The 25995-nt window shown below is 37.4% G+C and carries 24 protein-coding genes and 1 tRNA gene; 17 read left to right on the forward strand and 8 right to left on the reverse strand.

The features are described 5' to 3' along the window. Positions 1-25: 25 nt before the first annotated feature. The 4 genes from FEE95_RS04310 (at position 26) to FEE95_RS04325 (ending at position 3793) form a co-directional block, all read left to right on the forward strand. Positions 26-1021 carry an NADP-dependent oxidoreductase gene (locus FEE95_RS04310; protein ID WP_138656592.1) on the forward strand — a complete coding sequence of 332 codons (996 nt, stop codon included), beginning with the start codon at positions 26-28 and terminating at the stop codon, positions 1019-1021. A gap of 4 nt (positions 1022-1025) precedes the next feature. Further along, on the forward strand, positions 1026-2096 hold the full coding sequence (locus tag FEE95_RS04315; RefSeq protein ID WP_138656593.1) for a hypothetical protein: 1071 nt from the start codon (positions 1026-1028) through the stop codon (positions 2094-2096). A gap of 110 nt (positions 2097-2206) precedes the next feature. Then, positions 2207-3226 (forward strand): nitrilase-related carbon-nitrogen hydrolase, encoded by a 1020-nt coding sequence (locus FEE95_RS04320; protein WP_212748419.1) that lies wholly within the window; start codon positions 2207-2209, stop codon positions 3224-3226. Positions 3227-3280: 54 nt separating this feature from the next. Continuing rightward, positions 3281-3793: a MarR family winged helix-turn-helix transcriptional regulator gene (locus FEE95_RS04325; protein WP_138656594.1), complete on the forward strand. Its 513-nt coding sequence runs from the start codon at positions 3281-3283 to the stop codon at positions 3791-3793. Positions 3794-3961: 168 nt separating this feature from the next. Here the strand turns inward: FEE95_RS04325 and FEE95_RS04330 are convergent. Together FEE95_RS04330 and rseP are read right to left on the reverse strand one after the other, a co-directional pair. Further along, positions 3962-4035: transfer RNA gene (locus tag FEE95_RS04330), tRNA-Asn, on the reverse strand. Positions 4036-4114: 79 nt separating this feature from the next. Next, positions 4115-5461 (reverse strand): RIP metalloprotease RseP, encoded by a 1347-nt coding sequence (rseP, locus tag FEE95_RS04335; RefSeq protein WP_138656595.1) that lies wholly within the window; start codon positions 5459-5461, stop codon positions 4115-4117. 160 nt (positions 5462-5621) lie between these two features. Between rseP and FEE95_RS04340 the strand changes: the two genes are divergently transcribed. The 11 genes from FEE95_RS04340 (at position 5622) to FEE95_RS04385 (ending at position 18671) form a co-directional block, all read left to right on the forward strand. After that, entirely contained in the window at positions 5622-6293 is a 672-nt protein-coding gene (locus FEE95_RS04340; RefSeq protein WP_138656596.1) for an SCO family protein, read from the forward strand. Positions 6294-6391: 98 nt separating this feature from the next. Further along, positions 6392-6637, forward strand: coding sequence for a FeoA family protein (locus tag FEE95_RS04345; RefSeq protein ID WP_138656597.1), 246 nt, complete (start codon positions 6392-6394; stop codon positions 6635-6637). Beyond that, complete coding sequence (gene feoB, locus FEE95_RS04350; protein ID WP_138656598.1) at positions 6634-8877, forward strand: ferrous iron transport protein B; 2244 nt, start codon at positions 6634-6636, stop codon at positions 8875-8877. The genes FEE95_RS04345 and feoB overlap by 4 nt, the downstream gene beginning before the upstream one ends. Positions 8878-8879: 2 nt before the next feature. Further along, positions 8880-9029 carry a hypothetical protein gene (locus tag FEE95_RS22095; protein WP_171036980.1) on the forward strand — a complete coding sequence of 50 codons (150 nt, stop codon included), beginning with the start codon at positions 8880-8882 and terminating at the stop codon, positions 9027-9029. A gap of 197 nt (positions 9030-9226) precedes the next feature. Further along, a complete protein-coding gene (locus FEE95_RS04355; RefSeq protein ID WP_138656599.1) occupies positions 9227-10759 on the forward strand; it encodes a carboxypeptidase-like regulatory domain-containing protein in 1533 nt (510 codons plus the stop codon). Between the two features lie 126 nt (positions 10760-10885). Continuing rightward, entirely contained in the window at positions 10886-11407 is a 522-nt protein-coding gene (locus tag FEE95_RS04360) for an RNA polymerase sigma factor (RefSeq protein WP_138656600.1), read from the forward strand. Positions 11408-11409: 2 nt separating this feature from the next. Then, positions 11410-12207 carry a HEAT repeat domain-containing protein gene (locus FEE95_RS04365; RefSeq protein WP_138657560.1) on the forward strand — a complete coding sequence of 266 codons (798 nt, stop codon included), beginning with the start codon at positions 11410-11412 and terminating at the stop codon, positions 12205-12207. Positions 12208-12227: 20 nt separating this feature from the next. Then, a complete protein-coding gene (locus tag FEE95_RS04370) occupies positions 12228-12992 on the forward strand; it encodes a DUF4097 family beta strand repeat-containing protein (RefSeq protein WP_138656601.1) in 765 nt (254 codons plus the stop codon). Positions 12993-13055: 63 nt separating this feature from the next. Next, the gene (locus FEE95_RS04375; RefSeq protein ID WP_138656602.1) at positions 13056-13769 is read left to right on the forward strand and encodes a DUF4097 family beta strand repeat-containing protein; all 714 of its coding nucleotides are present in this window, start codon (positions 13056-13058) and stop codon (positions 13767-13769) included. 68 nt (positions 13770-13837) lie between these two features. Continuing rightward, positions 13838-15925: an amidohydrolase family protein gene (locus FEE95_RS04380; protein WP_138656603.1), complete on the forward strand. Its 2088-nt coding sequence runs from the start codon at positions 13838-13840 to the stop codon at positions 15923-15925. Between the two features lie 94 nt (positions 15926-16019). Further along, on the forward strand, positions 16020-18671 hold the full coding sequence (locus FEE95_RS04385) for a DUF5916 domain-containing protein (protein WP_138656604.1): 2652 nt from the start codon (positions 16020-16022) through the stop codon (positions 18669-18671). Positions 18672-18674: 3 nt separating this feature from the next. Here the strand turns inward: FEE95_RS04385 and FEE95_RS04390 are convergent, their stop codons facing one another. The 5 genes from FEE95_RS04390 to FEE95_RS04410 form a co-directional block, all read right to left on the reverse strand. After that, positions 18675-19061 (reverse strand): DUF423 domain-containing protein, encoded by a 387-nt coding sequence (locus tag FEE95_RS04390; protein ID WP_138656605.1) that lies wholly within the window; start codon positions 19059-19061, stop codon positions 18675-18677. Between the two features lie 61 nt (positions 19062-19122). Next, on the reverse strand, positions 19123-19635 hold the full coding sequence (locus FEE95_RS04395) for a hypothetical protein (RefSeq protein WP_138656606.1): 513 nt from the start codon (positions 19633-19635) through the stop codon (positions 19123-19125). A 261-nt stretch (positions 19636-19896) separates the two neighbouring features. After that, positions 19897-20268 (reverse strand): nuclear transport factor 2 family protein, encoded by a 372-nt coding sequence (locus tag FEE95_RS04400; RefSeq protein ID WP_138656607.1) that lies wholly within the window; start codon positions 20266-20268, stop codon positions 19897-19899. A gap of 84 nt (positions 20269-20352) precedes the next feature. After that, positions 20353-20775: a DUF2141 domain-containing protein gene (locus FEE95_RS04405; RefSeq protein ID WP_138656608.1), complete on the reverse strand. Its 423-nt coding sequence runs from the start codon at positions 20773-20775 to the stop codon at positions 20353-20355. Between the two features lie 6 nt (positions 20776-20781). Continuing rightward, a complete protein-coding gene (locus FEE95_RS04410; RefSeq protein WP_138656609.1) occupies positions 20782-21231 on the reverse strand; it encodes a hypothetical protein in 450 nt (149 codons plus the stop codon). A 178-nt stretch (positions 21232-21409) separates the two neighbouring features. Between FEE95_RS04410 and FEE95_RS04415 the strand changes: the two genes are divergently transcribed. Continuing rightward, positions 21410-24196 (forward strand): alpha/beta hydrolase family protein, encoded by a 2787-nt coding sequence (locus tag FEE95_RS04415; RefSeq protein ID WP_138656610.1) that lies wholly within the window; start codon positions 21410-21412, stop codon positions 24194-24196. Positions 24197-24210: 14 nt separating this feature from the next. On the opposite strand, the gene FEE95_RS04420 is transcribed toward FEE95_RS04415, so the two are convergent. Beyond that, positions 24211-25347 carry a hypothetical protein gene (locus FEE95_RS04420; RefSeq protein ID WP_138656611.1) on the reverse strand — a complete coding sequence of 379 codons (1137 nt, stop codon included), beginning with the start codon at positions 25345-25347 and terminating at the stop codon, positions 24211-24213. A 186-nt stretch (positions 25348-25533) separates the two neighbouring features. On the opposite strand from FEE95_RS04420, the gene FEE95_RS04425 reads away from it, so the two are divergent. Continuing rightward, on the forward strand, positions 25534-25932 hold the full coding sequence (locus FEE95_RS04425) for a hypothetical protein (protein WP_138656612.1): 399 nt from the start codon (positions 25534-25536) through the stop codon (positions 25930-25932). The last annotated feature ends 63 nt before the right edge of the window (positions 25933-25995 follow it).

Raw genomic sequence — 25995 nt, forward strand, 5'->3', positions numbered from 1 at the left:
TTTTAAGAACTATAAAACATTTAGGATGACAAATACAATAGTAACTCTCGAAAGCAGACCTACAGGTGCCATACAAGAAAGTAATTTTGGTATGAAAACCGAAGAAATACGTGAGTTAAATGACGGAGAGTTTCTTGTAGCCATCGAAGCCTTATCAATGGACCCAGCTATTCGAGGATGGATGAATGCTGGTACAACCTATATTAAAGGAATAGAATTAGGCACCGTTATGCGCAGTTTTTCCGCTGGAAAAGTCATACAGTCAAAGAACGATGCTTTCAAAGTCGGTGACTATGTAGAAGGTATGTTAGGCGCGCAGAGCCATGCCATTTCCGATGGTTCTGGCATGCGGATAATTGATGTATCAAAAAGTAAACTAACCCACCATTTAGGCGTTTTAGGGATGCCCGGAATGACGGCCTATTTCGGTTTGTTACGAAGAGGGGAGCCTAAAGCTGGTGATGTTATATATATTTCCGCCGCTTCTGGAGTAGTTGGTTCGACAGTAGGGCAAATAGCTAAAATAAAAGGGTGTACCGTTATTGGTTCCGCTGGAAGTGATGCCAAGTGTAAATTCTTGATTGATGAGTGTGGATTCGATTACACAATCAACTATAAAACCGAAAACCTTGACGCCAAACTGAAAGAATACGCGCCAAACGGAATTCACATTTTCTATGACAATGTAGGTGGAGATACTTTGAACACCGCCTTGGCAAATTTAGCCCAAGGTGCCCGTGTCGTTATTTGTGGAGCTATTTCGCAGTATAATGATATGGCCAACATCCAAGGTCCAGCTAACTATATGAAAATTGTGACTGCAAGAGGATACATGACAGGAATTATCGTTTTTGACTTCGTAAAAGAATGGCCCGCGGCCGCTAACGAAATTGCCGGTTGGATTGCAGATGGAAAAATAAATGTAAAGGAACATATTGTAGAGAGTCTTGAGAACTACTTTTCAACTTTACAAATGTTATATACAGGTGAAAATTTTGGCAAACTAATCCTGACCGTTTAATCATATGGGTGAAACTTTGGAAAAACAGAACTTACCCGATACCGGAATTAGTGGCGTTTATGAAGTAATTTTAGGTACGGATGATGCCGAGTATGCGAAAAAATACTTCGCAGATTTCGGATTTCAAGAGTTTGATAGGTCCACAATCTCAGCGAAAGAGGCATCAAGAATTTATGGTGTTGATTCCAAACTCACCTCGTACCGTCTACAAAACGGAAAGATAGATAGTCATGGTTTGCTTCGGATTTTAGAATGGGAAAAACCGTTGGGTAAAGGTATTGGCTATGCTCCGGTAGAAACCATCGGTTCTCGCATAGCAGTCATGCGTACCCATGATATTTTTCGACTCTATGATATCTATAAGATGGCTCGAGAAGAAGGAAAAAAACTTTGGTTGCCCACAGAACCCATTGCCGATGACCTTTTCGGATTGAATACCGGAGAACGTGATTTCTTTAACCGCCCAATTATTGTGCGTGAAAATGCCGTTTATGGTCAATTTTTCAATCATATTTTCTTTCAGCGCTATGGATATGTAATTCCCGGTTACGGAACTATTGAAGATGATACACCGTTAAAAACTAGTGAATTCACCCATCATGATTTCATTATCGATGCAGAATCTATGGAGCAGATGAGTTATCTATCCACCGCTTTAGGATTGAAAGCAGAAGAAGCACCCGCCCTAGATGGAGATTGGTTGGAAGGACCAAAAAGAGTATTTCAAATGGAGCCGGGTTTCAGCCATGTATACCAAGGTTTTGTATCACCAAATAATATCTGTGGAAAGATGAAATTTTTTATTCCAAATGGAGTAAAACCTAACAAATCCAAAAGTCAGCGTATTGGTGAAAAAGGAATCACTTTGCATTCATTTTATACCCCAAAGCTAAATATGGTACATGAATTAGTTTCAGAGCACAAACTAAATCCGACCCAGATAGTTAAAAATGAATTCGAAGAGCGTTCATTTCTTTTTTCAGATACCGCGGGTGTAAGTTGGCAAATAATAGAAAGGAACGAGCCAACAAAAAGTAAACCAGCTACAAAGCTCGAATTCAAGAAAGAAGAATGAAGTTCGTAAAACTTGTCTATTAATAGTGGTTTTTAACGAATGAACAGCCTTTACATTCAAAATAGTTAATAATATTAACTATTTTTACGCCTAGATATAAAATTTCAATTTTGAATCTGATTCAGAGATATAAAGCACTTGCCTTACAAACTGAATGCTTTGCAATCAATAAATGCAAAGACAGAAGTTCTGCATATAATTTGATGCAAAAATCTTTGAATACAGTTTTGGCAGAAACGAAAGGTTCCAAAGCTTTTATCGGACCTGATTTGAAGCTTGTAGTGCTACCTGAATATTTTTTGACCAGTTTCCCTTTCGGGGAAAGTTTGGATGAATGGAGGGAAAAAGCATGCCTGTCGACAGATGATGCTCTGTTCAATCAAATGAAGGAGTTTTGTGTTCAACAGTCTATCTTTTTATCTGGGAATTTTTACGAGTTGGATGAAAATTTTCCTGAGTTATATTTCCAGAGCAGCTTCATTATTGATGATGAAGGCGAATTGATTTTGAAGTATCGAAGATTGAATTCGATGTTCGCACCGACACCACACGATGTATTGGACGATTATATAAAAGTCTACGGAGATGATGCACTTTTTCCAGTCGCGGATACAAAACTAGGAAAGCTGGCCTGTATCGCTTCGGAGGAAATTTTATATCCAGAAATAGCACGATGCCTTATGATGCGCGGGGCAGAAGTTTTTTTGCATTCTTCGTCGGAAGCTGGAAGTCCGCAATTGACCCATAAAGAAGTTGCTAAGAGAGCAAGGGCAATCGAAAATATGTGTTATGTGGTATCGGCAAATTCAGCCGGGATTTCAGGTATTGATTTTCCCTTTGCCGCCACCGATGGGCTCTCAAAAGTTGTAAGTTATGAGGGACATATTTTATCTGAAGCAGGAACCGGTGGTAGTATGGTAGCTAACAATTATTTAGATATTGGCGCACTTAGAGACTATCGTTCAAAAGTCTCCATGCAAAATTATAATGCACGGCAGCGCTTTGAACTTTACGCTCCCTCATACACAAATTTTACACATTACCCGGCCAATAGTTTTAAGATGGAAAATCCATCGAAAGAATTGTTTATAAAAACACAATTAAACGTTATTAAAAAAATACAGAAGTAGAGCTACGCGTCTTATATTGCAGAAGCTTTAATTCCCCACTTAATAGATAGAAACATGATAGAGAAAAGCATTGAAGAATCGATAGTATTGAGCATTTTTGAACTGGCCAATCAGTTGAAAAAAATAGGTGATGAAGTTTATCAAAAAGTTGAACTCACCACCCAGCAATGGCTAATTTTATTGCATTTGGCTGAAAATCCAAACCTACCTTTTTTCAAGAGAGAGAAGCATAAAAAGGCCTTGATGGCAAGCGAATTGGCAGAATCATTGAACGTTTCACGCGCCAATATCACAAACCTTATCAACGTCCTTCTCGATAAAAATTTAATTAAGCAATACGAAGATGAAGACGATAGACGAAAAAAACGTTTAGAGCTCACAACAAAAGGCGTTGAATTGGTCAACCGAACCCAACCTTCTCGGCTTGCCGTAATTATGTTTTTGACCGAAGGTTTTAGCAAAGAAGAGAAGGAAACCTTCTTACTCTTCTTAGAAGCCTGTACGGGTAAAATCACAGATGAGGAAGAAAAAATCAAGTCTTTTCACAAACTTTTGGTTGAAGCTTAACAATTAAATACTCAAGTATAGGTATAAATAGTCCTTTTTAAAAGAAGAAGCTTTCAATATATTTGATGTTGTCTATTTCATGAATAAGCAGGATAAATCTTCCACCCTTTTACTTTACAATAACAAAAAAACCGTTCAAGAAATTGAACGGTTTTTTTGTTTAAAAAGCTCCCCCTCTTGGGCTCGAACCAAGGACCCTCTGATTAACAGTCAGATGCTCTAACCAACTGAGCTAAGGAGGAGTGTTAACTTTAATTACTCAAAGCGGGTGCAAATATAATCGTTTTTTAAAATACCACAAACAAAAAAAAGCGGGATTTTCTATTTAAAAATTGCTCTATAGATATCGTTGCCATTTGCAAAGAAAACCAAGGCCAGCAATAATACGAAACCTACAATTTGAGCGTATTCTAAAAACTTATCACTTGGCTTCTTACCACTGACCATTTCATATAATAAAAACATCACGTGACCACCATCCAAGGCCGGAATAGGAAGTAGGTTCAGCACTGCTAACATGATAGATAAAAATGCGGTGATTCCCCAGAAAGATTCCCAGCTCCAATATGGTGGAAAAATATCGAAAATCGCTTTAAAACCACCAAGACCCTTATATGCGCCAGTGCTTGGTGTAAATATCTTTTTAAGTTGGGCTCCATAGCCCGTAAGTTCATTTGTAAATTTAGTAGCACCTACTGAAATACTTTCAACGAAAGTATACTCCTTTCGAACTATCTTTAAGTAACCTAACTCTTCCAACTGTGGATAAGAACCCCCAGGATAAATACCAAATTTACCATCTGCGCTGACTTGAAGTTCTGTTTCACTTTTTTGACCCTCTCTTAAAAATTCAACATTCACCTTTTGACCTTTTAATTCTTCTAACCTATTCGCCAATTGATCAAAAAACTTCAACTCTTTACCATTAATGGAGAGAAAAACATCTCCTTCTTTCAAATCTGCATTGACATTGGCCGAACTGTCTGATACAGATGCAACTATGAAGGGATAGCGGATTTCAAAAAAAGTATTCTCCTTGCCCTTATCACTTAATTTACCCAGAAAATCTTGTGGTAGAATAATTTTCTTTGTTTGCCCATCCCTGTCAATAGTAATCTCATCTGCTGTAATTAAGTTTTTACGCATATCAGAATAGTTCTCATAAGCAACACCATTGATTGAGACTATTTTATCTCCTGTTTGGAACCCGGCATCTGTTAGTATGGGATTAGTTATTGAATAACCATCCTTTAAACTCTCGGTTGAAATATCGGTATCTCCATAGTAAAAGGAAGCAAAAACATAAATTAGGAAGGCAATCAAAAAGTTAACCGTTACACCCCCGAGCATTATAATTAATCGCTGCCAAGAAGGTTTACTTCGAAACTCCCAGGGTTTGGGTTCCTCTTGCATGGCTTCCGTATCCATACTTTCATCAATCATGCCCGCGATTTTAACGTACCCCCCCAAAGGTAACCAGCCAATACCATATTCAGTTTCACCGATTTTCTTCTTGAAAAGAGAAAATTTAACATCGAAGAACAAGTAGAATTTCTCCACCCTGGTTTTAAACCACTTTGCAGGTAAAAAGTGACCCATCTCGTGAAGAACTATCAAAAGAGATAAACTTAATATAAACTGGGCAGCCTGAATGAAAATAGGACTCATAGGAATTTTCTAAATTTAAAACGCACAAAAGTACAGCTTTACGAGGTCTTATAAAAAGAAAGTATTTGTGCTCATTACTTTTTAAGAAAGATTTAGCAGCTCTAATCCACAGGTTTCTTGAACACCCGGCGGGTCTGCCGTATCTTTGCATAAAATTCATATGCGCTCATTCTTCGGTAAATACAAACTTTTTTTTCTAGTGCTTTTTTGTATTTCAGCAGTCATTATTTACCTTTTTTATAATGCTCTGATACCTCAAGAGAAACTTCCTATATATCAACCCTCAATGGTGAATCCTGAATTAGTGGACAGCACTTTACAGAAAAAAAGAAAATACCATACCATTGCAGATTTCTCGCTCACCAATCAAAACGGAAAGCGAATTACCCAAGCCGATTACAAGGATAAAATCTATATAGCAGATTTCTTTTTTACGACCTGCCCTACCATCTGTCCGATAATGACAAAAAATATGATGGAGATTCAAGAATATATCAAAGATGATGATGTGCTTCTTTTATCACATTCTGTAACTCCTGAAATCGATTCTGTAGCCCAGCTCAAAAAATACGCTCTAGAAAAGGGAGTAGATGATATCAAATGGAATTTGGTTACCGGGGATAAAAAACTAATTTATGACCTCGCACGAAAATCATATTTGGCTGTTAAGACTGATGGCGATGGTGGACCATTTGATATGATTCATACCGAAAATTTTATTCTGGTAGACAAAGAAAGACGCATTCGTGGCTTCTATGATGGGACCAATACAGATGAAATTGAGAAATTGTTAGGGGATCTAGAGATTCTTCAAAATTCGTACCTCAAGTAATTTCCACTTTTTGATTCACATTTTTGGGTTTTTACAATAACGATTTGGGTTTTTTCTCCTATTTTTGCCTCCTTACTTATAATCAATCTAAATAAAAATTGGGTATTACAGTTGCTGATTTAAGACGTGGACAAAAGGGAATCATCAAAGAGTTTGCCGATGATTTACTTCCTATCAAACTTCTAGAATTAGGCTGTCTCCCTGGCAATCAGATTGAACTAGTACAAGTTGCACCTCTCAAAGATCCAATCTATATCAATGTTAATGGTTCTCATATCGCCATTCGAAGGTCAACGGCTCTTCAGATAGAATTGGAAATGATTGAAGATAACCATGTATTATGAGTAAACAGATTAATGTCGCGCTCATAGGAAACCCAAATACTGGTAAGACTTCAGTCTTTAATCAGCTTACAGGACTTAATCAAAAAGTAGGAAACTATCCCGGCATTACCGTTGAAAAAAAAGAAGGTATTTGCAAACTGCCTAGAGGAGTTAAAGCGCATATTCTGGATCTTCCAGGCACCTATAGCCTTAATACGACTTCATTGGATGAAAGTGTTGCCGTAGAACTACTACTCAACAAAAAGGATAAGGACCACCCCGATGTTGCTCTTGTTATTTCTGATGTTGAAAATCTGAAAAGGAACCTTCTTTTATTTACACAAATCAAAGACCTAAAAATTCCCGCAATATTGGTCATTAATATGGCGGATAGAATGTCAAGAACTGGTATCTCGGTTGATATTGAACAGTTAGAGGAACGATTAGATACTAAAATTGCATTGGTCAGTACCAGAAAGGAGACAGGTATTGAACGATTGAAGGAACTTATTGCGGACTACAAAAACCTCTCTTCCAAACCCAATGTCGATACTACTGTAATTGCACCCGAGTATTTTGAACGCCTGCAAAATACATTTCCAAACGAAGATTTGTACAAACTTTGGTTGGTCATTACTCAGGATGTCAATTTCATGCCTATCGAAAAGACGCTTATAAAAGATAGCACATCTTTTGCGACAAAATCAAAGTCTGAACTGAAGCGTCTACAACAAAAAGAAACCATTGTGAGGTACCAATTTATCAATGGAATTCTTAAAGAAACGTATAAAGTTGATGCGAATGCGGCCAAGGGTTTTCGTGCTACTTTAGATAAAGTACTGACACATAAAGTCTTTGGATATCTTATTTTCTTCTTCATACTGCTGACCATTTTTCAAGCGATATATGAATGGAGCAGCTATCCACAAGATTTGATTGAAGGTTTTTTTGCTTCCGCTGGGGAATGGGTCAAAAACACTTTACCTTCAGGAGCATTTACCGATTTAATTGCCGAGGGCATTATAGCAGGAATTAGCGGTATTGCTCTTTTCATCCCGCAAATTGCCTTTTTATTCTTGTTTATTTCTTTGCTTGAGGAATCAGGATATATGAGCCGGGTAGTCTTCTTAATGGATCGTTTAATGCGCCCATTCGGACTTAGTGGCAAAAGTGTGGTGCCTTTGATTTCAGGCACCGCTTGTGCTATTCCAGCAGTAATGGCTACACGCACTATTGAAAATTGGAAGGAAAGATTGATTACTATTTTAGTGACTCCATTCACTACCTGTTCGGCAAGACTTCCCGTATATTTGATTATCATTTCGTTAGTCATCCCCGAAGGTCGATTTATTGGATTGAGCTATCAAGCGCTAACGCTTATGCTTTTGTACCTTATTGGGTTTGGAGCGGCCATACTTTCAGCTATGGTGCTGAACAAAATTCTGAAAATTAAAAGTCGTTCTTTCTTCGTAGTAGAAATGCCAAATTATAAGCTGCCTCTTTTTAAAAATGTTGCCATTACTGTATGGGAAAAAACCAAAAGTTTTGTTTTTGGAGCAGGTAAAATAATCTTAGCAATCTCTATTATTCTATGGTTTTTAGGTTCAAACGGATTTGCGGACGATTTCAAAAATGCAGAATCCATTGTTAAAAAGAGAATTGAAACCAATGGATTTTCTGAGTTCAACAAAGCCAGTATTGAGACTGACCTGATTAATTACAACAAGTCTTTACAGGATAGTATTTGGAAAAAAGTTTATGTGCTGGACGCATCGGCTATAGCAGATTCGATTCAGACTAAAAAAGCAATACTAGAAGAACTTGCGCAAAACCAAGAGATTGCTAGCCATAAGCTCGAAAATTCATACATGGGCTATGCCGGAAAAGCTATTGAGCCCGTCGTAAAACCGCTTGGTTATGATTGGAAAATTGGTATCGCAGTTCTTACATCTTTCGCAGCACGCGAAGTTTTTGTGGGAACTTTAGCTACCATTTACAGCGTTGGCGGTGGTGAAGATAATACAGAAACCATCACACAACGAATGGCTGCTGAAGTGAACCCACGAACAAAGGAACCTTTGTTTAATTTGGCTTCTGGTATTTCACTACTTCTTTTTTATGCCTTTGCAATGCAATGTGTGAGTACACTAGCAGTGGTGAAACGTGAAACTAATTCATGGAAGTGGCCAGTTGCTCAATTGGTGTTTATGAGTGTTTTTGCCTATATTGTTGCTTTAATCGCTTATCAAATTTTAAAATAATTATGGAAAATCTTCAACTGATATTGGTCTATATAACACTGGCAATTGCGGTAGCTTACATCGTGAAGAAATTCTTTCTGCCCAAGGCACTTTTTGTTTCCAAAAAGTCGAATTCCAAAGCCTGTGGACAAGATGATTGCGGTTGTCACTAAATCACTTTAATACCTTCAATAATGAAATTAGTTACGCTAAAGCGTAACAATACCTCCTTCGGATTCGTCTTCAACATAGGACAAGGTAGATAAATCCGTTAAAAAAAGGATAAATCCGTATTAAGGAAATCAAAAAAAGTGTGCTTTGTTCGGTAACTGTCGTTTTTTTGTTTTCCTAAACCCACCATCATTATTTTATGTTGAAACTTACTCCTCCATTTTTCATCCTTTCTTTTGTAATCTTTGCTTCATTTGGGCAGGCACAAACCTTAACCTCGGTAATAGTCGATTCGGCTACTCAGAAACCAATACCCTATGTTACCGTGCAGTTAAAGAAGAAAGGGGTTATTACCAATGAGGAAGGTCGATTTACTTTTCAATTGGATAATACCATTCAACCAACTGATTCCCTATTTATTTCCTGCATTGGTTATGCGACCATAGGAAGACCTTTGAATCAGTTCACAGAAAAACAGATTGTTCTGGCGGCCAAGGCCATCGATTTGAATCCTGTAATAGTAACCAATAAAAATTATACTCCTGAAGAAATTATAGAAATAGTCGAGGATAGTATTAGCAAGAACTATAACCTAGGTCTAGGAAAAAAGCGCGTTTTTCTTCGCGAAACCTATAGTAGCCAGATTATGAAGACCGATTATACGTTGAAAAAATCAACAATTGATGCTTTTAACAAACAATTTATTGACAACCTTATCAATCAAATACCTAAAAACAATACAGTTTATAATGAGGCTCTTGGAGACCTTTACGGCGGTAGCGATGGTGATCAACAAAAACTAGATTTAATAAAAGCTTCAGAGCTATACGACAAAAGCATGGAGCTCGATTTTGAAATTCTTGAAGAGAAGTTCAATAAAATCATGAAGGAAAATGTGAAGACAGATTCGTACTTTAAGATTAAATCCGGTCTCTTTGGCACCAAAGTAGATGCAGATGAGATGTTTGAATCAGAAGTTGACTCAACCGATGTTGCTGCCTTAAACGAACAGCTTGAGAAAGAAAAAGAGAGCAAAGAGAATCGCAAAAAATTCTTTGCTAAATACAAAAGGCAAACCATGGGCAACCTTTATGAGAATCTGCCTGTTTTTGAGGATACAGATTATAATGTACTCTTCAAACCCGGTCGTTATGAACTCGCACTTGAAGATTTTACCTATTTAGGTGATGCTGCAGTATACGTCCTTAGTTTTACACCTAAAAGATCGGAAGAATTTAAAGGGAAGCTCTATATCAATTCAGATGATTTCGCCTTAATCCGGATGGATTTTGAAAACGTAAAACCTTTGCGTGATTTTAGTTTGTTAGGCGTTTCACTAAAAGAATATTTGGCGAAGGGAAGAATAATTTTTACCAAAGGCAATGACCAAAAATATCATTTGAGCTATTATGATATAACAAAGGGAATTCGTGCAGGTTTTAGAAGGCCTCTTAAGATCATCGAAAAAAACAAAAACGTAAAAGGGCGTAGAAAACAGAATGAGCTTTCAATGAAGGTAGATGCCGCTTTCGGTAACCGGAACCGCTATGAATTGGTTGTATTCGATGAAACTCCTATTAACCTTTCTCAGTATGACTCTTTCAAGGAAAACAATACCGTCCTCCCAAAATATATGCCCAATTATGATCCCGAATTTTGGAAAGGGTACGATATCATAGAGCCTAATCAGGCCATAAAAGAGTTTACTTCAATAGGCGAAGCGGAGGACTAAAACAATAAGTATTTGACATAGTTAAATCGCAACAATTCACTTTGTTGCGATTTTTTTTACGCATTGGTGTAACCTTTTGTAATTTCCAGACTATATAGAATTGAAGACCAACAAAAGAAACGCTTTTTGGAACAGTTGACCGACGAAATCTTAATGGCAAAAGTAGCAAACGGAAACTTGGATTTACTCAAGATTCTCTTTGAAAGACACCATAAACATGTGTTTAACTTTTTACATAAGATGTGCGGAGACCGAATGTTGAGCGAAGACATTACACAAGAGGTCTTTTACAAATTGATGAAATATAGAACCTCTTACAATGATGGGAAATTTGTTTCGTGGCTATTCACAATAGCTAGGAACAGTTTAAATACACATTTTAGAAGGGTTTCGAACAAAACTGAAGATATTGAGACCATCGATTACAAAGTTGCCGTTCATGAAGAGGTAAAACAAGATTATTCCGATTTGCATTTGGCCATCAACAAATTGGATGCTTCAGATAGAGAGTTGGTGATTTTAAATCGATTTCAGGAAATCAAATATGAAGAACTTGCGGAGATTGTGGGAAGCACTCCCGGAGCGGTAAAAACCAAAGTCAGCCGCGCATTAAAAAAATTAAGGGCCATTTATTTTAAAAATTCATAGAAATGGAAAAGAATCATGTTATAGAACTACTCCCAGAATATTTGGATGGTCTTTTGAATAAAACTCAAAAGACAACTGTAGAAGCACATCTTAAGGATTGTAATTCATGTTCACATGAATTAAGTGAGTTGAAAAAGCTCTTTAAAGTATTTAAAGAAGAAAAAGAAACAACTCCTTCAGGTAACCTGAAAACCAATTTCTTTGAGCAAATCGAGCTAGAGAAACAAAATAATTCAAAAGTGGTTTCACTGGATAATGTATCAGTTCAGGGCAAAAATAATTGGACCAATAACCTCTTAAAAATTGCGGCAAGTGTTGTCTTATTAGTTGGTGTTTATTTCTTTGGAAAACAGCAACAAGAGCAAATATCGGGAAAAGAGATTGCTCATCTCGCGGACGAGACTCAAGCGTTCAAACAAACTGCTATGTTATCCCTAATGGGAAACAAATCTGCCAGCAAACGCATACAAGGCGTGAATTTTATTGAAGAGTTTTCCGACCCTGACGAAGCTATCGTAAGTGCCTTAGCCGATCGGATGCTAAATGATGAAAACACCAACGTGCGAAGAACTGCCGTTGAAGTTTTAAGTGAGTTTACAGCTTCTGAAACCGTAAAAAATAGTTTTATCAAAGCTTTGAAAACCGAAAAAGATCCCGGAATTCAAATTACCATCATTCAAGTGTTAGGTAAAATTCAAGAAAAGAAGGCGGCGGCGTCAATGCAATATCTTTTAGAGCAAGACGATACCCAACCTTATGTAAAAGAAGAACTCGAGTCAGTATTACCAAATATTATTTAAACATCAAAAAACGAAAAATCATGAAACGAATTCAAATAACTTTATTAGCATTAATCTTTTGTTCGATACTTGCGGCGCAGGAAGACTATACACAATCTCTCGATGGCATTGAGTGGGTGAAAGTTGAATCAAAAGCAGACATCATAGTTCGAACACATGGTGAAAAACAATTACGAATTAAAGCTAAGGCCTCAAGCAAAAAACCCGAAAAAGCAAAAGGTTTAAAACTTTTGGGAGCTGGGGGCTCTGATAATACCGACGTGGGTTTTTATGTAGTGAAAGAGGGAAATAACCTCATCGTAAGAAACCTTAGAAAATGGAATAATGGCAATGCTGAAATTTACTTGCCCGCGAATCAAAACATTTCAGTAACTACAAATGGTACAGGTCAAAGCGATATCAGAATATATGGTTTTAAAGGCGAAATAGAAGCGAACGCAAGGCTGAACGGTGGAATTAAAATTGAAGATGTTAGCGGACCAGTTACAGCCAATTCATTGAATGGAGGAATCGATATTTCCTTTGTAGAAATTAATCAAGATTCTCCAATAACCGTCTATTCCACGAATGGAGCACTTGATATTAAATTACCAGGAGATACCCCTGCGAACCTATCCTTGGGTTCAGTTAATGGAGAGATTTATACCAATTTCGAGATTAAGTTTCCAGAAAAAAATGGTTTGAAATCTGTTTCTACTCAAAAAATCAGACAGACCATCAACGGTGGTGGGGTTAAGCTACAGCTTAAAACTACCAACGGAAACATTTATTTGAGAAAAGAATAATACATCTTAATACAAAACTATAATCAGACTCTGAAACCAGTTCAGAATAAAAAACGAACAGTCATGAAAAATTTAGTCAGTATCCTATTGTTAGGCCTCATCAGTCTTACAATGAACGCTCAGAAAATTATTGAAAAGAACATCGATTACAAAAATCAGTTTATTGATGTAGAAGTAAAATTTGCCTCACTTATTGAAGTGAAAACTTGGGATAAATCAACCGTTTACTTTAAAGTCGACCTTACCACAGAAGACGGAAAATTTCAAGACATGTATGAATTAGATATCGATGAGGGTTCAAGCACCATTTATATAGAGTCAAAAGCAGAACCCGTTTTTAAGGCGTTTCACGAAGAATGGAATAAAAACAACCCGGATAAAAAGAAGAGATATTACAATACGGGTGATATGTATGAATTCAATTATGTTATCTATATACCTAAAAATGCAAGGTTCAAAATTAGTAGCATCAACGGCGATTTAAAATCTGAAGTCATTGAAGGTGAATTTGAAGCAGACCTTATCAATGGAGATATTGACATCGCCAAATACTCAGGAGAACTTGATTTGAGCACCATCAACGGCGAAATAGACTTAAAAATGACCAATGTAAAAATGGTTGCAGAAACCATTCATGGGGATATCTACGCCGATGACAAATTGAAATTCAGTTCAACCGATCGTCATGTTGGGCAAAAAATAAGTGGTTCACTTGGCAATGCATCCAATCGCTTAAAGCTGAATACAATTAACGGCAATATGTACTTACGCCTGTGATTAAGTAAAACATCCATTCGAAAATACTAACCTACCCTGCCAATCAGCAGGGTCTAAAAAACAATCATATGAAAAAGTATGCTGTATTGTTCATGGGATTCTTATGTCTTGTTTTGAGTTTCAGTAGTTGTTCTCAAACCAAATACGATTTAGCCCTAAAAAATGTGGCTTTGTTTGATAGCAAGAACAAAAAGGTTCTAGAAAATAAAACCGTCTTGATAAAAGCTGATACTATCGCAGCCATAATTGATGCGTCAACAAATTTTGTTTCGAAAGAAATTATAGCCGGAGGAAATCGGTTGCTAACTCCTGGGTTCATCGACACGCACACCCATTTAATGCAGAACTACTCTAGTAGTAGTGACTATGCCCCTGAATATATTGAAGAGGGTAATCAGGATTTAGCCCGTAATCTTATGACTCAAATGTATTTGGCTTATGGGATAACAACCATAATCGATATGGGACAACCCGAGGAATGGATTGAGGTAACCTTAAATTGGCAAAAGAATCCCTCTCCAGAATATCCTAATCTGTTTATCTGTGGTGGATCTATAGTTTCTGATGCGAATTACAGACAGCCACAACATCATATTGAAGTTATGAATCCAGATGATGGAAGAAAAAAAGTCCGCGAATATGCCAAAAAGGGACTAAAGCATATGAAGTTCTATAGAAAACTGAGGAAACCTGAGTTTGAAGCGATGGTGGATGAAGCTAAAAAATTGGACATTACTATTAACACTCATACTGATAACAACGTAGTAACCATTGATGAGGCATTGGAAATGGGTGTCCAAAATTTCGAACATTTCTTTACACTGACTCCATCCATCTTAAATTACGATGTGCATTGGAAAGCCATGAATGAAAAGTACGGTTTACAAATGTCTCCCAGTATTGACGAGTTCGCGGCGCATATGGTTTTCTTTTTTAGCTATATCAAAGAAAATCCTGAGTTTGAAGAAAAACTAATGGGGCTTTTTGACCGAATGGCTGCAAAAGGAGCAACCTTGAGCACCGCGTTAAACGTTTTAGCCTCAGCAGCTAGAAAGACAGAGTTTTTTACCTCATTCGAGTATTTCCCAATCCGCAGAACTCCCATGGTTGATTACTCCGAAGAACAACAGAAACAATTAGATGAAGCCTTTGAAGCCATGATGCTTTATGTGAAAAAGGCTCATGAGAAGGGAGTTAAAATTCGTGTTGGTTCCGATTGTCGCTATGGGGGAAGAGCTATGCTACATGAGCTTTTGCTATTTCATAACGCCGGCATTCCCATGGAAGATGTATTACAAATAGCCACTCTAAATGGATATGAGTCTATGAAACTAGATCAAGATTATGGCACAATTGAGGTAGGCAAAAAAGCAGATTTACTGCTTTTTGACAAAAATCCGTTCGAGGATAATAAGAATCTCTTATATAAAAAAACGATTATAAAGGGCGGAAAACTTTTCTCTCCGAAGAAATCACTAGCCTATGATTTACAGGATATCATCATTGACGAAGGAAAGGAAAGAGGACTAAAATGGTTCGAGGAAATGAAAAGTAAGCAGATATACGAATCCGCAGATAAGGATGAATTAAAAAATGTGGTAAGCACCTTTTTAGGTGATGGAAGAGTTGAAGATGCAAAAACAGTCCTTGGTATTTTCAAGGAAAATTTCCCGAACCAAATCATGAATGTAGATGGCACCATTTTGACGAATGGAACCTACGCTCGCTTAAGAAATAAAAATTATAAAGAGGCCATAGCGTTTTATGAGTTTGGTCAGTCCAACTTTTCAAAGTCCGAAAAAACCTTGCCTCTGGCTGTTTTAATCACAATACTTAAGGAGGGAATTTCCGAAGCTAAACTACACTATGAGTCAATAAAAAATGATAATTCCTTTATTTTCAATGAAGATGAAATGAACGGTGTCGGGTATCTCCTGCTTCAGCTTGACAAGCCCCAAGAGGCAATTACTATTTTCAATCTTAACATAAAAGCCTTTCCAAACTCCTGGAATGTTTATGATAGTATGGGAGAAGCTTATATGTCAGTTGGACAAAAAACCTTGGCCATCCAAAACTATAAGAAATCCATAGAGCTTAACCCTGAAAACGAATATGGAAAAGAACAATTAAAAAAACTTGGAGCCTCACATAAGTAATTACAATTTGTTAAAAAAAGATTAAAATCGAATCTTACTGTAACTACCTAATTTTTTGTGAGTCTTTAAGACACATCAATCTTAAATCGAAAACATGAAGACCAACTTAATTACTGTTTGCACAATTCTCTTTGTGCAAACAGTATTTTTTGCGCAAGACTCTACCGATGTTGTTATTAAAAGAACATACACCACCAAATTTCTTGACAAGGTAGCTTCCCCTGAAATAGATGGACTTCTTGATGACCCAGGTTGGAATGTGATAGAATGGGAAGGTGACTTCATCGAACGAAGACCTGACGAAAACACAACACCAGACCATAAGACAAAGTTTAAGATTGTTTACGACGAAAAATTCTTGTATGTCGGTATACGGGCATATGACAGTGACCCTGACAAGATTGAAATGCGGCTCTCAAGACGTGACGGATTTCAAGGAGATTGGGTAGGTATTTTTATTGATAGTTATCACGATAAAAGGAGTTCCTTCGGTTTTATCACCACGGCCGCGGGTGTCAAAGCAGATTTTTTCACCTCAGAAAACGGTAACAATGAAGATGAAAGTTGGAACCCTATATGGTATACTAAAACGAATGTTGATAAGGAAGGTTGGACCGCCGAAATGAAAATACCCTTTAGTCAATTGAAATTTGGAAAAGCCAAGGAGCAGGTTTGGGGTATCCAATTAGATCGTCAATACTTTAGAGGTGCGGAACGATACTCTTGGCAACGAATTAAACAAGATACCCCGGGTTTTGTAAGTGAATTTGGTCTTTTAGAAGGACTAATCGATTTAGTACCCCAAAAACAGCTCGAGATACAGCCCTATACTGTTGCCAAAATGGAAACTTTTGAGGCTGAAGCTGGAAACCCTTTTCGTGATGGTCGCGATGGCCAAATAACAGGAGGGCTTGACGCTAAAATTGGTATCACAAATGACCTTACTTTAGATTTAACTGTAAACCCTGATTTTGGACAGGTAGAGGCCGACCCTTCCGCAATCGCCCTAGACGGATTTCAGATTTTCTTTCGTGAGCAGCGTCCTTTTTTCGTGGAAAACAAGAACATATTTGACTATCGTGTTAGTCAATCAGAAGCCGGTAATACTTTCGGATTTGATAATGTTTTCTATTCCCGAAGAATAGGAAGAAGTCCGCAAGGTTTTCCAAATACAGAAGACGGAGAATATGTAGATCAGCCTGAAAACACATCTATTTTAGGGGCTGCAAAATTCAGTGGAAAGACCAAAGACGGTTGGTCCATTGGTGTTCTGGAAAGTGTTACTGCGAAAAAATATGCAACCATCGATAATAACGGAGAGCGAAGAAAAGAAGTAGTTGAACCGCTGACGAATTACTTTGTTGGTCGCGTTCAGAAAGATTTTAATGACAGGAATACTTTTGTTGGCGGAATCTTTACAGCTACAAACAGAGACCAACTTACACCAGAACTTAACTTCTTGCATCATTCAGCCTTTACCGGTGGTATTGATTTCAAACACCAATGGCAAGAACGTGATTGGTATGTTGGTGGGAATCTAATTTTTAGTCGTGTAAATGGAAGTACAGAGGCCATTTCAAACACTCAGCAGTCCATAGCACATCTATTTCAACGTGCGGGTGCTGATCATGTTTCCGTTGAAGAAGATAGAACTTCATTAACCGGCACTGGAGGTAATCTTCAGTTAGGAAAAGTTGGTAATGGAAACTGGAAGTTCGAAACGGGGGCTACTTGGCGGTCCCCAGAATTGGAATTGAATGATATCGGTTTTCAACGGCAAGCAGATGATATTAGACATTATACATGGATTGGGTATCAAACCTTAAAACCAACTGAAACTTTTAGAAGAGTAGGCATCAATTACAACCATTGGAGTGTTTGGGATTTCGGAGGTAACCACAATAGCCTTCGTTTTAATACCAATAGCTGGCAAAACTGGGACAATAACTGGTTCACCAATCTCGGTATCACCTATGCACCTAAACAGTACTCCAATTTTGCTTTGCGAGGTGGTCCAAGACTCCGCCAGGCATCTGAAATAAGCTTCTTTAATGGATATAATACCGATAGACGAAAAAAAGTTCGTTTCAATGTTTTCCATAGAGGACAAAAAGGAACGGACAATTCATACAATTCATATAACATTGATTTTGGTGTTACCTATCAACCTTTTAACGCTTTAAGTATCTCTGCAAACCCAGAATATGGAATCAATATGGACAAATTACAATACATTGATAATATTGATGTGAATGGGGAGACTACTTATCTCACCGGTACAGTAAACCAGAGAACGCTAAGTATGTCTTTGCGTCTAAACTATACCATAAATCCGAATTTGACCGTTCAATATTGGGGACAACCTTTTATCTCTAGAGGAAGATATAGTGATTTCAAGGAAGTGGTAAACCCTATGGGAAGTAAATTCAATGACCGTATCTCCTTGTATCCTGAAAATCAAATTTCTTTTGCTGATGGTACATATTCGGTAGATAGAAACTTGGATGATGTCACGGATTTTACTTTTGGTAACCCTGATTTTTCATTTGTGCAGTTTAGGTCAAATCTTGTAGTTCGATGGGAATATATTCCAGGTTCAGAAATATTCTTGGTTTGGTCTCAAGATGTTTCCCAATCAGGTGACCCACAAAATGGACTTTTAAATGACCTCGGAAACAATATTTTTAATGACGAAAAGTCACAGAATATCTTCTTGGTAAAGGCTACTTATCGCTTTGTTCTATAGGAATTAAACAATGTTCTGAATAAAAGAGTACAAAAGCAAGCTCCATCCTATTACTAAAAGCAAACCACCGATTGGAGTGATGGGACCAAGGAATTTCAGTTTTTTTCCTTTGGATGCACTTAGGGTCAATCCATAGATGCTAAAGGAAAAAAGGAAAGTTCCTAGGATAAAACAGTATATCATATACTTTTCTACTGTTGTTGTAAGGTTTAGATTGAAACCTAGTATCAATAAAACTAAAGCGTGATACATTTGGTACTTTACTCCGGTCTCAAAACTTTTCAGTTGATCTTCGGAAAAAGACTTTTTAAGAGCATGTGCCCCAAAGGCTCCAAAAAACACTGCCAATAATCCGTAAAGAGCACCTATAAAATGAGCTAAGAGAACCATAATTAAAAGTTATGGCCCGAAGATAACTATTACCTAGAATTTTTCGGAATTGAGAAATCAATTATTGCAATGATACCGCGGCCACAGGTTCTTTCGTTTCTTTTGCCAAATAAACCGGCGATGTCGTAAATAAGTTTTCCACCTGATTCTCCCAATCACGAGCTAGATCATAGTAGCTTGTGTTGGTTACCGCCATTATTTCATTACAATCTTGACAGGTATGTTTGTAATCCAGAAAGTGGTGGGCAAATTCATGAAAAGCAACCACTTTTAACATTTCGGGATCCAACATTGCAGCCCAATTAATTAAAATATTTTCAACATTTCCCTCTGCATCCCGAGTTACCATTCCTAAAACTGTATTACCTTCCTCTAAAGGTAAAGAACTTGTGATATCAATATTATTGAGTTGAAAGAGTTTTTCGTGATAATCGATATTATATTTTTTACATTCTTCGAAAAACTCATTGAGAATAGACTGTAAGCGTCCATCGATATCGACACTTTTTTGGGCATTTGCAGAAGATAAGCCCAGAAATAGGCATATCATAACGAAGCAGGAACATGCTTTCATAGAGGTAGTAGATTTTGGTTGAATTTGGGTTGGTTGGATAGTGAGTCTGCCCTAAGCACATTCATCAAATCCTCAAATAATTAAACGATTAAATTTGAATTTTATTGATTTCTTGGCATATTTTAACACTATTGATATTAATTAGTGTAATTTATTAAGAAATTCTTAAGTTGTATTGACTGCAAAACAAGGCTCTTCCACCAAAAACCTTTCGGTTAAAGAGTCAAGAGCCATGAATTTTTGAGAAGTTATTAAAAAGAATTATTGTTCTGCCTCATCGTAAAAGAATTGCTCCTTTACAATTTTTCCGTCTTTAACCTGATACACACCTATTTCAGACATTGTAGATCTATGACCTGAAGGCCTGTGCGTAGTATCCATTTCGAAACGAACCGAGAACCAATTTTCGGCAACTATAGGTTCGGAGACGGAGGTCTGATGGACTTCGAAATTTTCTTTCCACCATTCCCCTTTTTTCTGTAGCCCTTCGAAACCCTCAGCAATGCCACCTTCACCCTTGCCATCATTTTCTATGCTGACTACATTCGGACTATATAAATGTTGATAAGGTGTTTCAAAGTCTCCTTCTTGACACCATTTTACTAACTTTTCTGCGATTTCTTTTGTTTCCATGTCTGCTGTTTTTATTGATTAGTCTTTCAAAATACAACATGCCTCCCTTAAAAACAAGGGATTAACAAAACCTTAGAAATAGCTTTAATTAATTGGAATTCTAATTTCAAAATCCCCCTTCATCTCGAACGAGCATTCATCAAAACTTGGCGGGCCGAAGGTTTTTAGTTTTCCTATGGAAAACCCAAGAGGTTCTTTAGGGATTCCAATAAAATTGGTGTCCATCTCCTTGTTGCCATTTTCATCGTGGAAAATACAAACCGCATATTCACCATTTGGTAAATCGGGAAGGTCAATACGCGTAACACCTTCCTCCGCCTTAGTAAAAATCCCTGCAAAGGCCTTTTCATTTTTTAAAAAAGTGTCTTTGTTAGTATAGACACCAACTGCAATGAACCCATCAGAAGATTGCACATCCTCAACTAAAATGGTAAGTGTATTTTGTGAAAACGCCAGAAATGGTAGACACATTAAAAGGGAGAAAATAAGTGTTTTACGCTGAAGCATTCACTTTTAGTTTCCTTCGGACATTTTATTTTGAAGTTCAATTTTACCCTTGAAAAATTTGAACATTTCAACCGTTTCCAGTGAGTCTTTCATATTCAAAAATAGTTGTGAAGAATCTTTGTTCACCAACCGGATTTTTTGATTTTCAAAATTATCAACAAAAACATACACCTTTCTATCCGTAAGGGTGTCTTTAAATTCTTGATAAACACCTTTTCCTTTTTCAAAGGCCGAAAAACCATTTAATCGAACCATTGGTGGAATCTTGTCCACCCACTCCACTTGATTCAAATCTTTAAAAGCCAAATTGTGATAATAAATTCCAGATAGTATTGTCATTTTATCAGGCTCAATTCGTGTCCAATTTTTATAATGAGCAGCAAAAGCCATTAAACAGACGATAACCGTTAGAACGATTAAGGTATTCCAAAGCCAATGTCTTTTTTTGCCGGCCATTTTTTTGGTTCGTTTAAGTCTTGAGTAGTATATCCAAAGATAGGACTTAACACTGTAACCATAACGTATACTTCGGGGTAACTATTGCCACCAATACTCATTAAATAAGGTAATCACTTTTTACATCTATAGTATTAGATTATCCCTATATTTAAACGACAAAAATTCAACCCACCTTATGAAAAAATTCATCGTTCTATTTGTCCTATTTATCTCTTTTTCAGTTGTTGCACAAAAGCAAGTTCTTGACCACTCTGATTATGCCAAATGGAATACCATCAAAGGTTCACTGTTGTCTCCTGATGGAGAAAATATATTGTATTCATTGGAACAGGGTGAAAAAGATAATTTTTTAAAGATTAAAGACCTTAAAGGAGCCTATGTCTTTGAGCACGAGAGAAGTTCAAAGGGAATTTTCGATTATGACTCGAAGCATGTATTCTTCACGATAAAGGCTTGGAAAGACAGTGTTACAGTGATGAAGAGTAGAAAGGTCAAGAAAAAAAATTTACCAAAAGACTCGTTGGGCATCCTAAATTTGGCAACAGGAAAACTTATCAAGGTTGCCCCTATTAAATCCTACAAAATTCCTGAAAAATGGTCAGGTTATATAGCTTACATGTTAGAGGAAATCAAGGAAAAGAAGAAGGAAGAACCAAAAGATTCCCTTCAAGAAAAAGAAAAAAAGAAAAAGAAACCTAAGAAAGTAGGGAAGAAAAATGGGTATCATGTTGTGCTTAGGAATCTGGAAACCCAAAAAGAAGATACCTTAAAGTTTGTAACGCATTACACGTTTGCCAAAAAAGGAGCGTTTTTCGCCTATACAACAACAGGTATCGATAAAGAAGGCGATTCGGGAGTATTCGTTTTGAACTTAGCAACTGATGAAACCCATAATATTTACAGTACAAAAAAGGGAAAATACTTTCAGCTTGAATTTAGCGAATCAGGTAAAAACTTAGGTTTTGTTGTAGATACCGATACCACTAAAGTTCAAACTCGACCGAATGAACTTTTCCATTGGAAAGAAGGAAATGCAAGAGCCGAAAAGTTGGTTGATTCTGAAAGTGCACCAAAAGGATATCTGGTTTCATCAGATGGAAAAGTGAGCTTCTCAAAAGATGACTCAAAATTGTTCTTTGGGCTTCGAAAACCACCTGTTATCAAAGATACCACACTAACCAAGGAAGAAATTGTAAATGTCGAAGTATGGACTTATGACGAACCTCAGCTCTACACCGTGCAAGAACTACAGCTGAAAAATGACACAATTAGATCTTATCAAACAGCAATTCATCTAAAGAATAATAAACTAGTACAATTGGCAACTTTCGATTATCCAAATAGTCAGTTGGGCGATGAAGGTAATGCCCAATATGCCATGGTCAATACCAAAAGACCTTATGAGTTGCAAAGCCAATGGACTGGCAATAGAAATTACGATTATAACATTATAAATACAGTTACCGGAAACGTTCAAGCCCAAATTAAAAAATCAGAACGGCTGAGGTTAAGCCCGAAAGCGGAGTATGCGTTCGGTTACAGTCGAAAGGATACCACTTGGGTGGCTTATAGTACCGATTCGGGTGCTCGCACTGAACTTACAAAAAACAAAGGATTTTTTAATGAATGGCATGATTATCCCGACCACCCATATCCCTATGGCTATGCTGGATTCTCAAAAGACGATAAAACGCTACTGCTCTATGACCGCTATGATATTTGGGAATTTAACCCAAAAACAGGCGAGGGCAATCGATTGACCAAAGGTCGGGAGACGAAAACTAGATACCGCTATGAATGGTTAGATGAAGAAGAGCGTTTCTTAGATCCGAAAAAAAATTGGTTGCTATCAACCTTTGATGAGGCCACTAAAAATTCAGGGTACGCCTCCTACAATCCCAGGAATAAGAAATTGGAGCAATTAATTTCAGGACCTTATCGTTATGCAAACACCAAAAAAGCCAAACTGAGCAATCAATTGTTGTTTACCAAAGAGTCCTTTGAAGTTTTTCCTGATTTGCATACCAGTGACGTGACCTTTAAAACGGTAACTACAGTAAGCGATGCCAACCCGCAGCAAGAATCGTACAATTGGGGTAGTAATGAATTGGTCAACTGGACTTCCTTGGATGGAAAAGAACTTACAGGAATGCTTGTCAAACCTGAAAATTTTGACCCGAATAAGAAATATCCGATGATAGTCAATTTTTATGAACGTAGTTCTGACGGACTTCATAGACATAGGGCACCAAGAGCCGAAAGGTCAACCATCAATTACAGTTTTTACACCAGCCGCGGGTATGTGATTTTCAATCCTGATGTGGCATACCGTGTTGGTTATCCAGGGGAGAGTGCATACAACTGTGTAATTCCCGGAGTCACTTCATTAATTGAAAAAGGATTTATTGACAAAGACAATATCGGAGTACAAGGTCATAGTTGGGGTGGTTATCAAATTGCTTATTTGGTCACGAGAACCGATATTTTCAAAGCTGCAGAATCCGGAGCTCCGGTACCCAATATGATTAGTGCCTACGGTGGAATACGCTGGTGGACAGGCTTAAGTCGACAGTTTCAATATGAACATACACAAAGTAGAATTGGAGGAACACCTTGGGAATATCCAGCACGATATATTGAAAATTCACCCATTTTCAATATTGACAAAATAAATACACCCCTATTGATTATGCACAATGATGCAGATGGACACGTACCTTGGTATCAAGGAATCGAGTTCTTTGTAAGTTTGAGAAGGCTCGGCAAACCATCATGGTTTTTGAATTATAATGGAGAGCCGCATTGGCCGCTAAAACTACAGAACCGAAAAGATTTCAGCATTCGAATGGCACAGTTTTTTGACTATTATTTAAAAGGGAATTCAAAGCCCATTTGGATGGAAAGAGGTGTCCCTGCGATAGAAAAAGGAATTAATCAAGGCTATGAGTTAATAGATGAATAATTCTCAGCAATGTATTATTTGAAATTGTAGACCATTCCTAATTGAATTACATTCGAGTAAAAATTATCTATGGTATACACTTCAAAACCGGCATTTAAGGTTGTGAAATTCTCAACTCGATAGGATAGACTACCTGTATAGCGCTCGAAATTTGGTTGGCCGACCTCCGAAAAAATTGAGGCATCCGCAAGCATTTGAAACGGGCTGTTATCAGAACCAATGCCCAAGGCAAATCCACCACCACCATAGGTCCTTTTAGCTGCCATCCAATACGGATAGCTGTCCCTACGGTTTATGGTGCCTAAACTATAGGCAGCCTCAATAAGCGGGGATACCCGAAACAATTCTGATTCAAATAGAAGAAATTCTGTCCTAGCAGAAACTATAAAATCAGCGTGTTCATCAGAATAATAATTCGTTTCGAAAGCTGCAGCTTGTTTCAATCTTTTGGTCAATTGAAATGTATTGTAGTTCGTAAATTGTGTTCGATAAATCTCAAGAACGTGACCTGGTCCAGTTCTCACGGGAAAATACTCCAACCCAACCCTATTCAATCTCTTCTCTCCTTTCAAGTTAGCTCCAATACCAAGTTGATAATAGGTTTGGCTTTCATTGTCCCGCTCTAATCGTGCCCTAGCCGAGTAACCGAATTTTAAGGAGTCCGCTTTTTTAAAACGATATTCAAAGCCTATTAAATCCCTTCGCGTATTCACATTGTTCTCAGAAGTAAAGCTCAGACTGTACATAGAGCTTTGCGTACCCGAAAAACTATGAACATTCCATCTTTTATCATAGATATTTAAACTCACCACATTTGATAGTGTACTTGGTTCAAACACATCATTTATGGCATAGCTATTTGTACTAACCGAATTACCTTTCTCACGGCGAACAGACTCCGAAACATCTTTTCGCAAGTTTGTAAGTCGAAGGACATTTTGACTCGTAAGCGATTTTAAAGGGGAAGCTTTTACCCTTTTTGGTTCTTTTCCTTTCTTTTTTGAATTTGTAGAATCAGAAACTTTTAGAATATGCGCAGAGTTTGCAAGTGGCCTTTTTATCTCGGCTGTTACATTTGACCAAGTCGATGCACATCCTAAGAAAAAACCGCCAATAAAAAGAAGTTTTGCGTATTCCGTTACTCTCATCATAACCCGCGAATTGTTTAATCGCATGCAATGAGATAGGTGTTCTGTTAAGACTCTCTTGGGGAGAATCTAACAAGAAACGAAATAGTAGCCATGGCAACATTTATATTAGTCAAATAGCCCATTTCCTCTATAAAGTGGAAAAATTGAACTTGCAAGGGCAAAATCCTTATCTTTATACTGAGTAATATGCTTAAAGTCACTTCCATAGCGGTTTCCTTGCTTATTCTAGTCCAAAGCTTTAATGTTCATATTGATGACATTGTTGAGTTGGACGAGTTAATAGAGCATGCTCAATTTCACGCTGAGGAACATGGTGATAATTTCTTGGTCTTTATTTCAAAGCATTATGGTGAACTCAAAGCCGAGCATAGTAAAAAGCATCAGGAAGAAAAAGAAGAACACGAGCAACTACCCTTCCAACATCAGTATCAGACCGCTTCGTTATACGCATTTGTATTAAATCAAGCTCCGGCAAATCTTGTAGAAATAGAATTTGCTCTTGATCAGGACACCAATTTCTTTTATCAGGCCTCCTACCACTCCTTGGCTCAGGAAGGTCTTTTTCAACCGCCTCGGCAAGCATAATCCCACTTTTTAAGTTTTATAATTTCACGGCGCTTCTTGAGCATCGTGTTTTCGGTAATTCCT

The sequence above is a fragment of the Maribacter algarum (ex Zhang et al. 2020) genome (genome assembly GCF_005885635.1).
Lineage (GTDB): Bacteria > Bacteroidota > Bacteroidia > Flavobacteriales > Flavobacteriaceae > Maribacter_C > Maribacter_C algarum.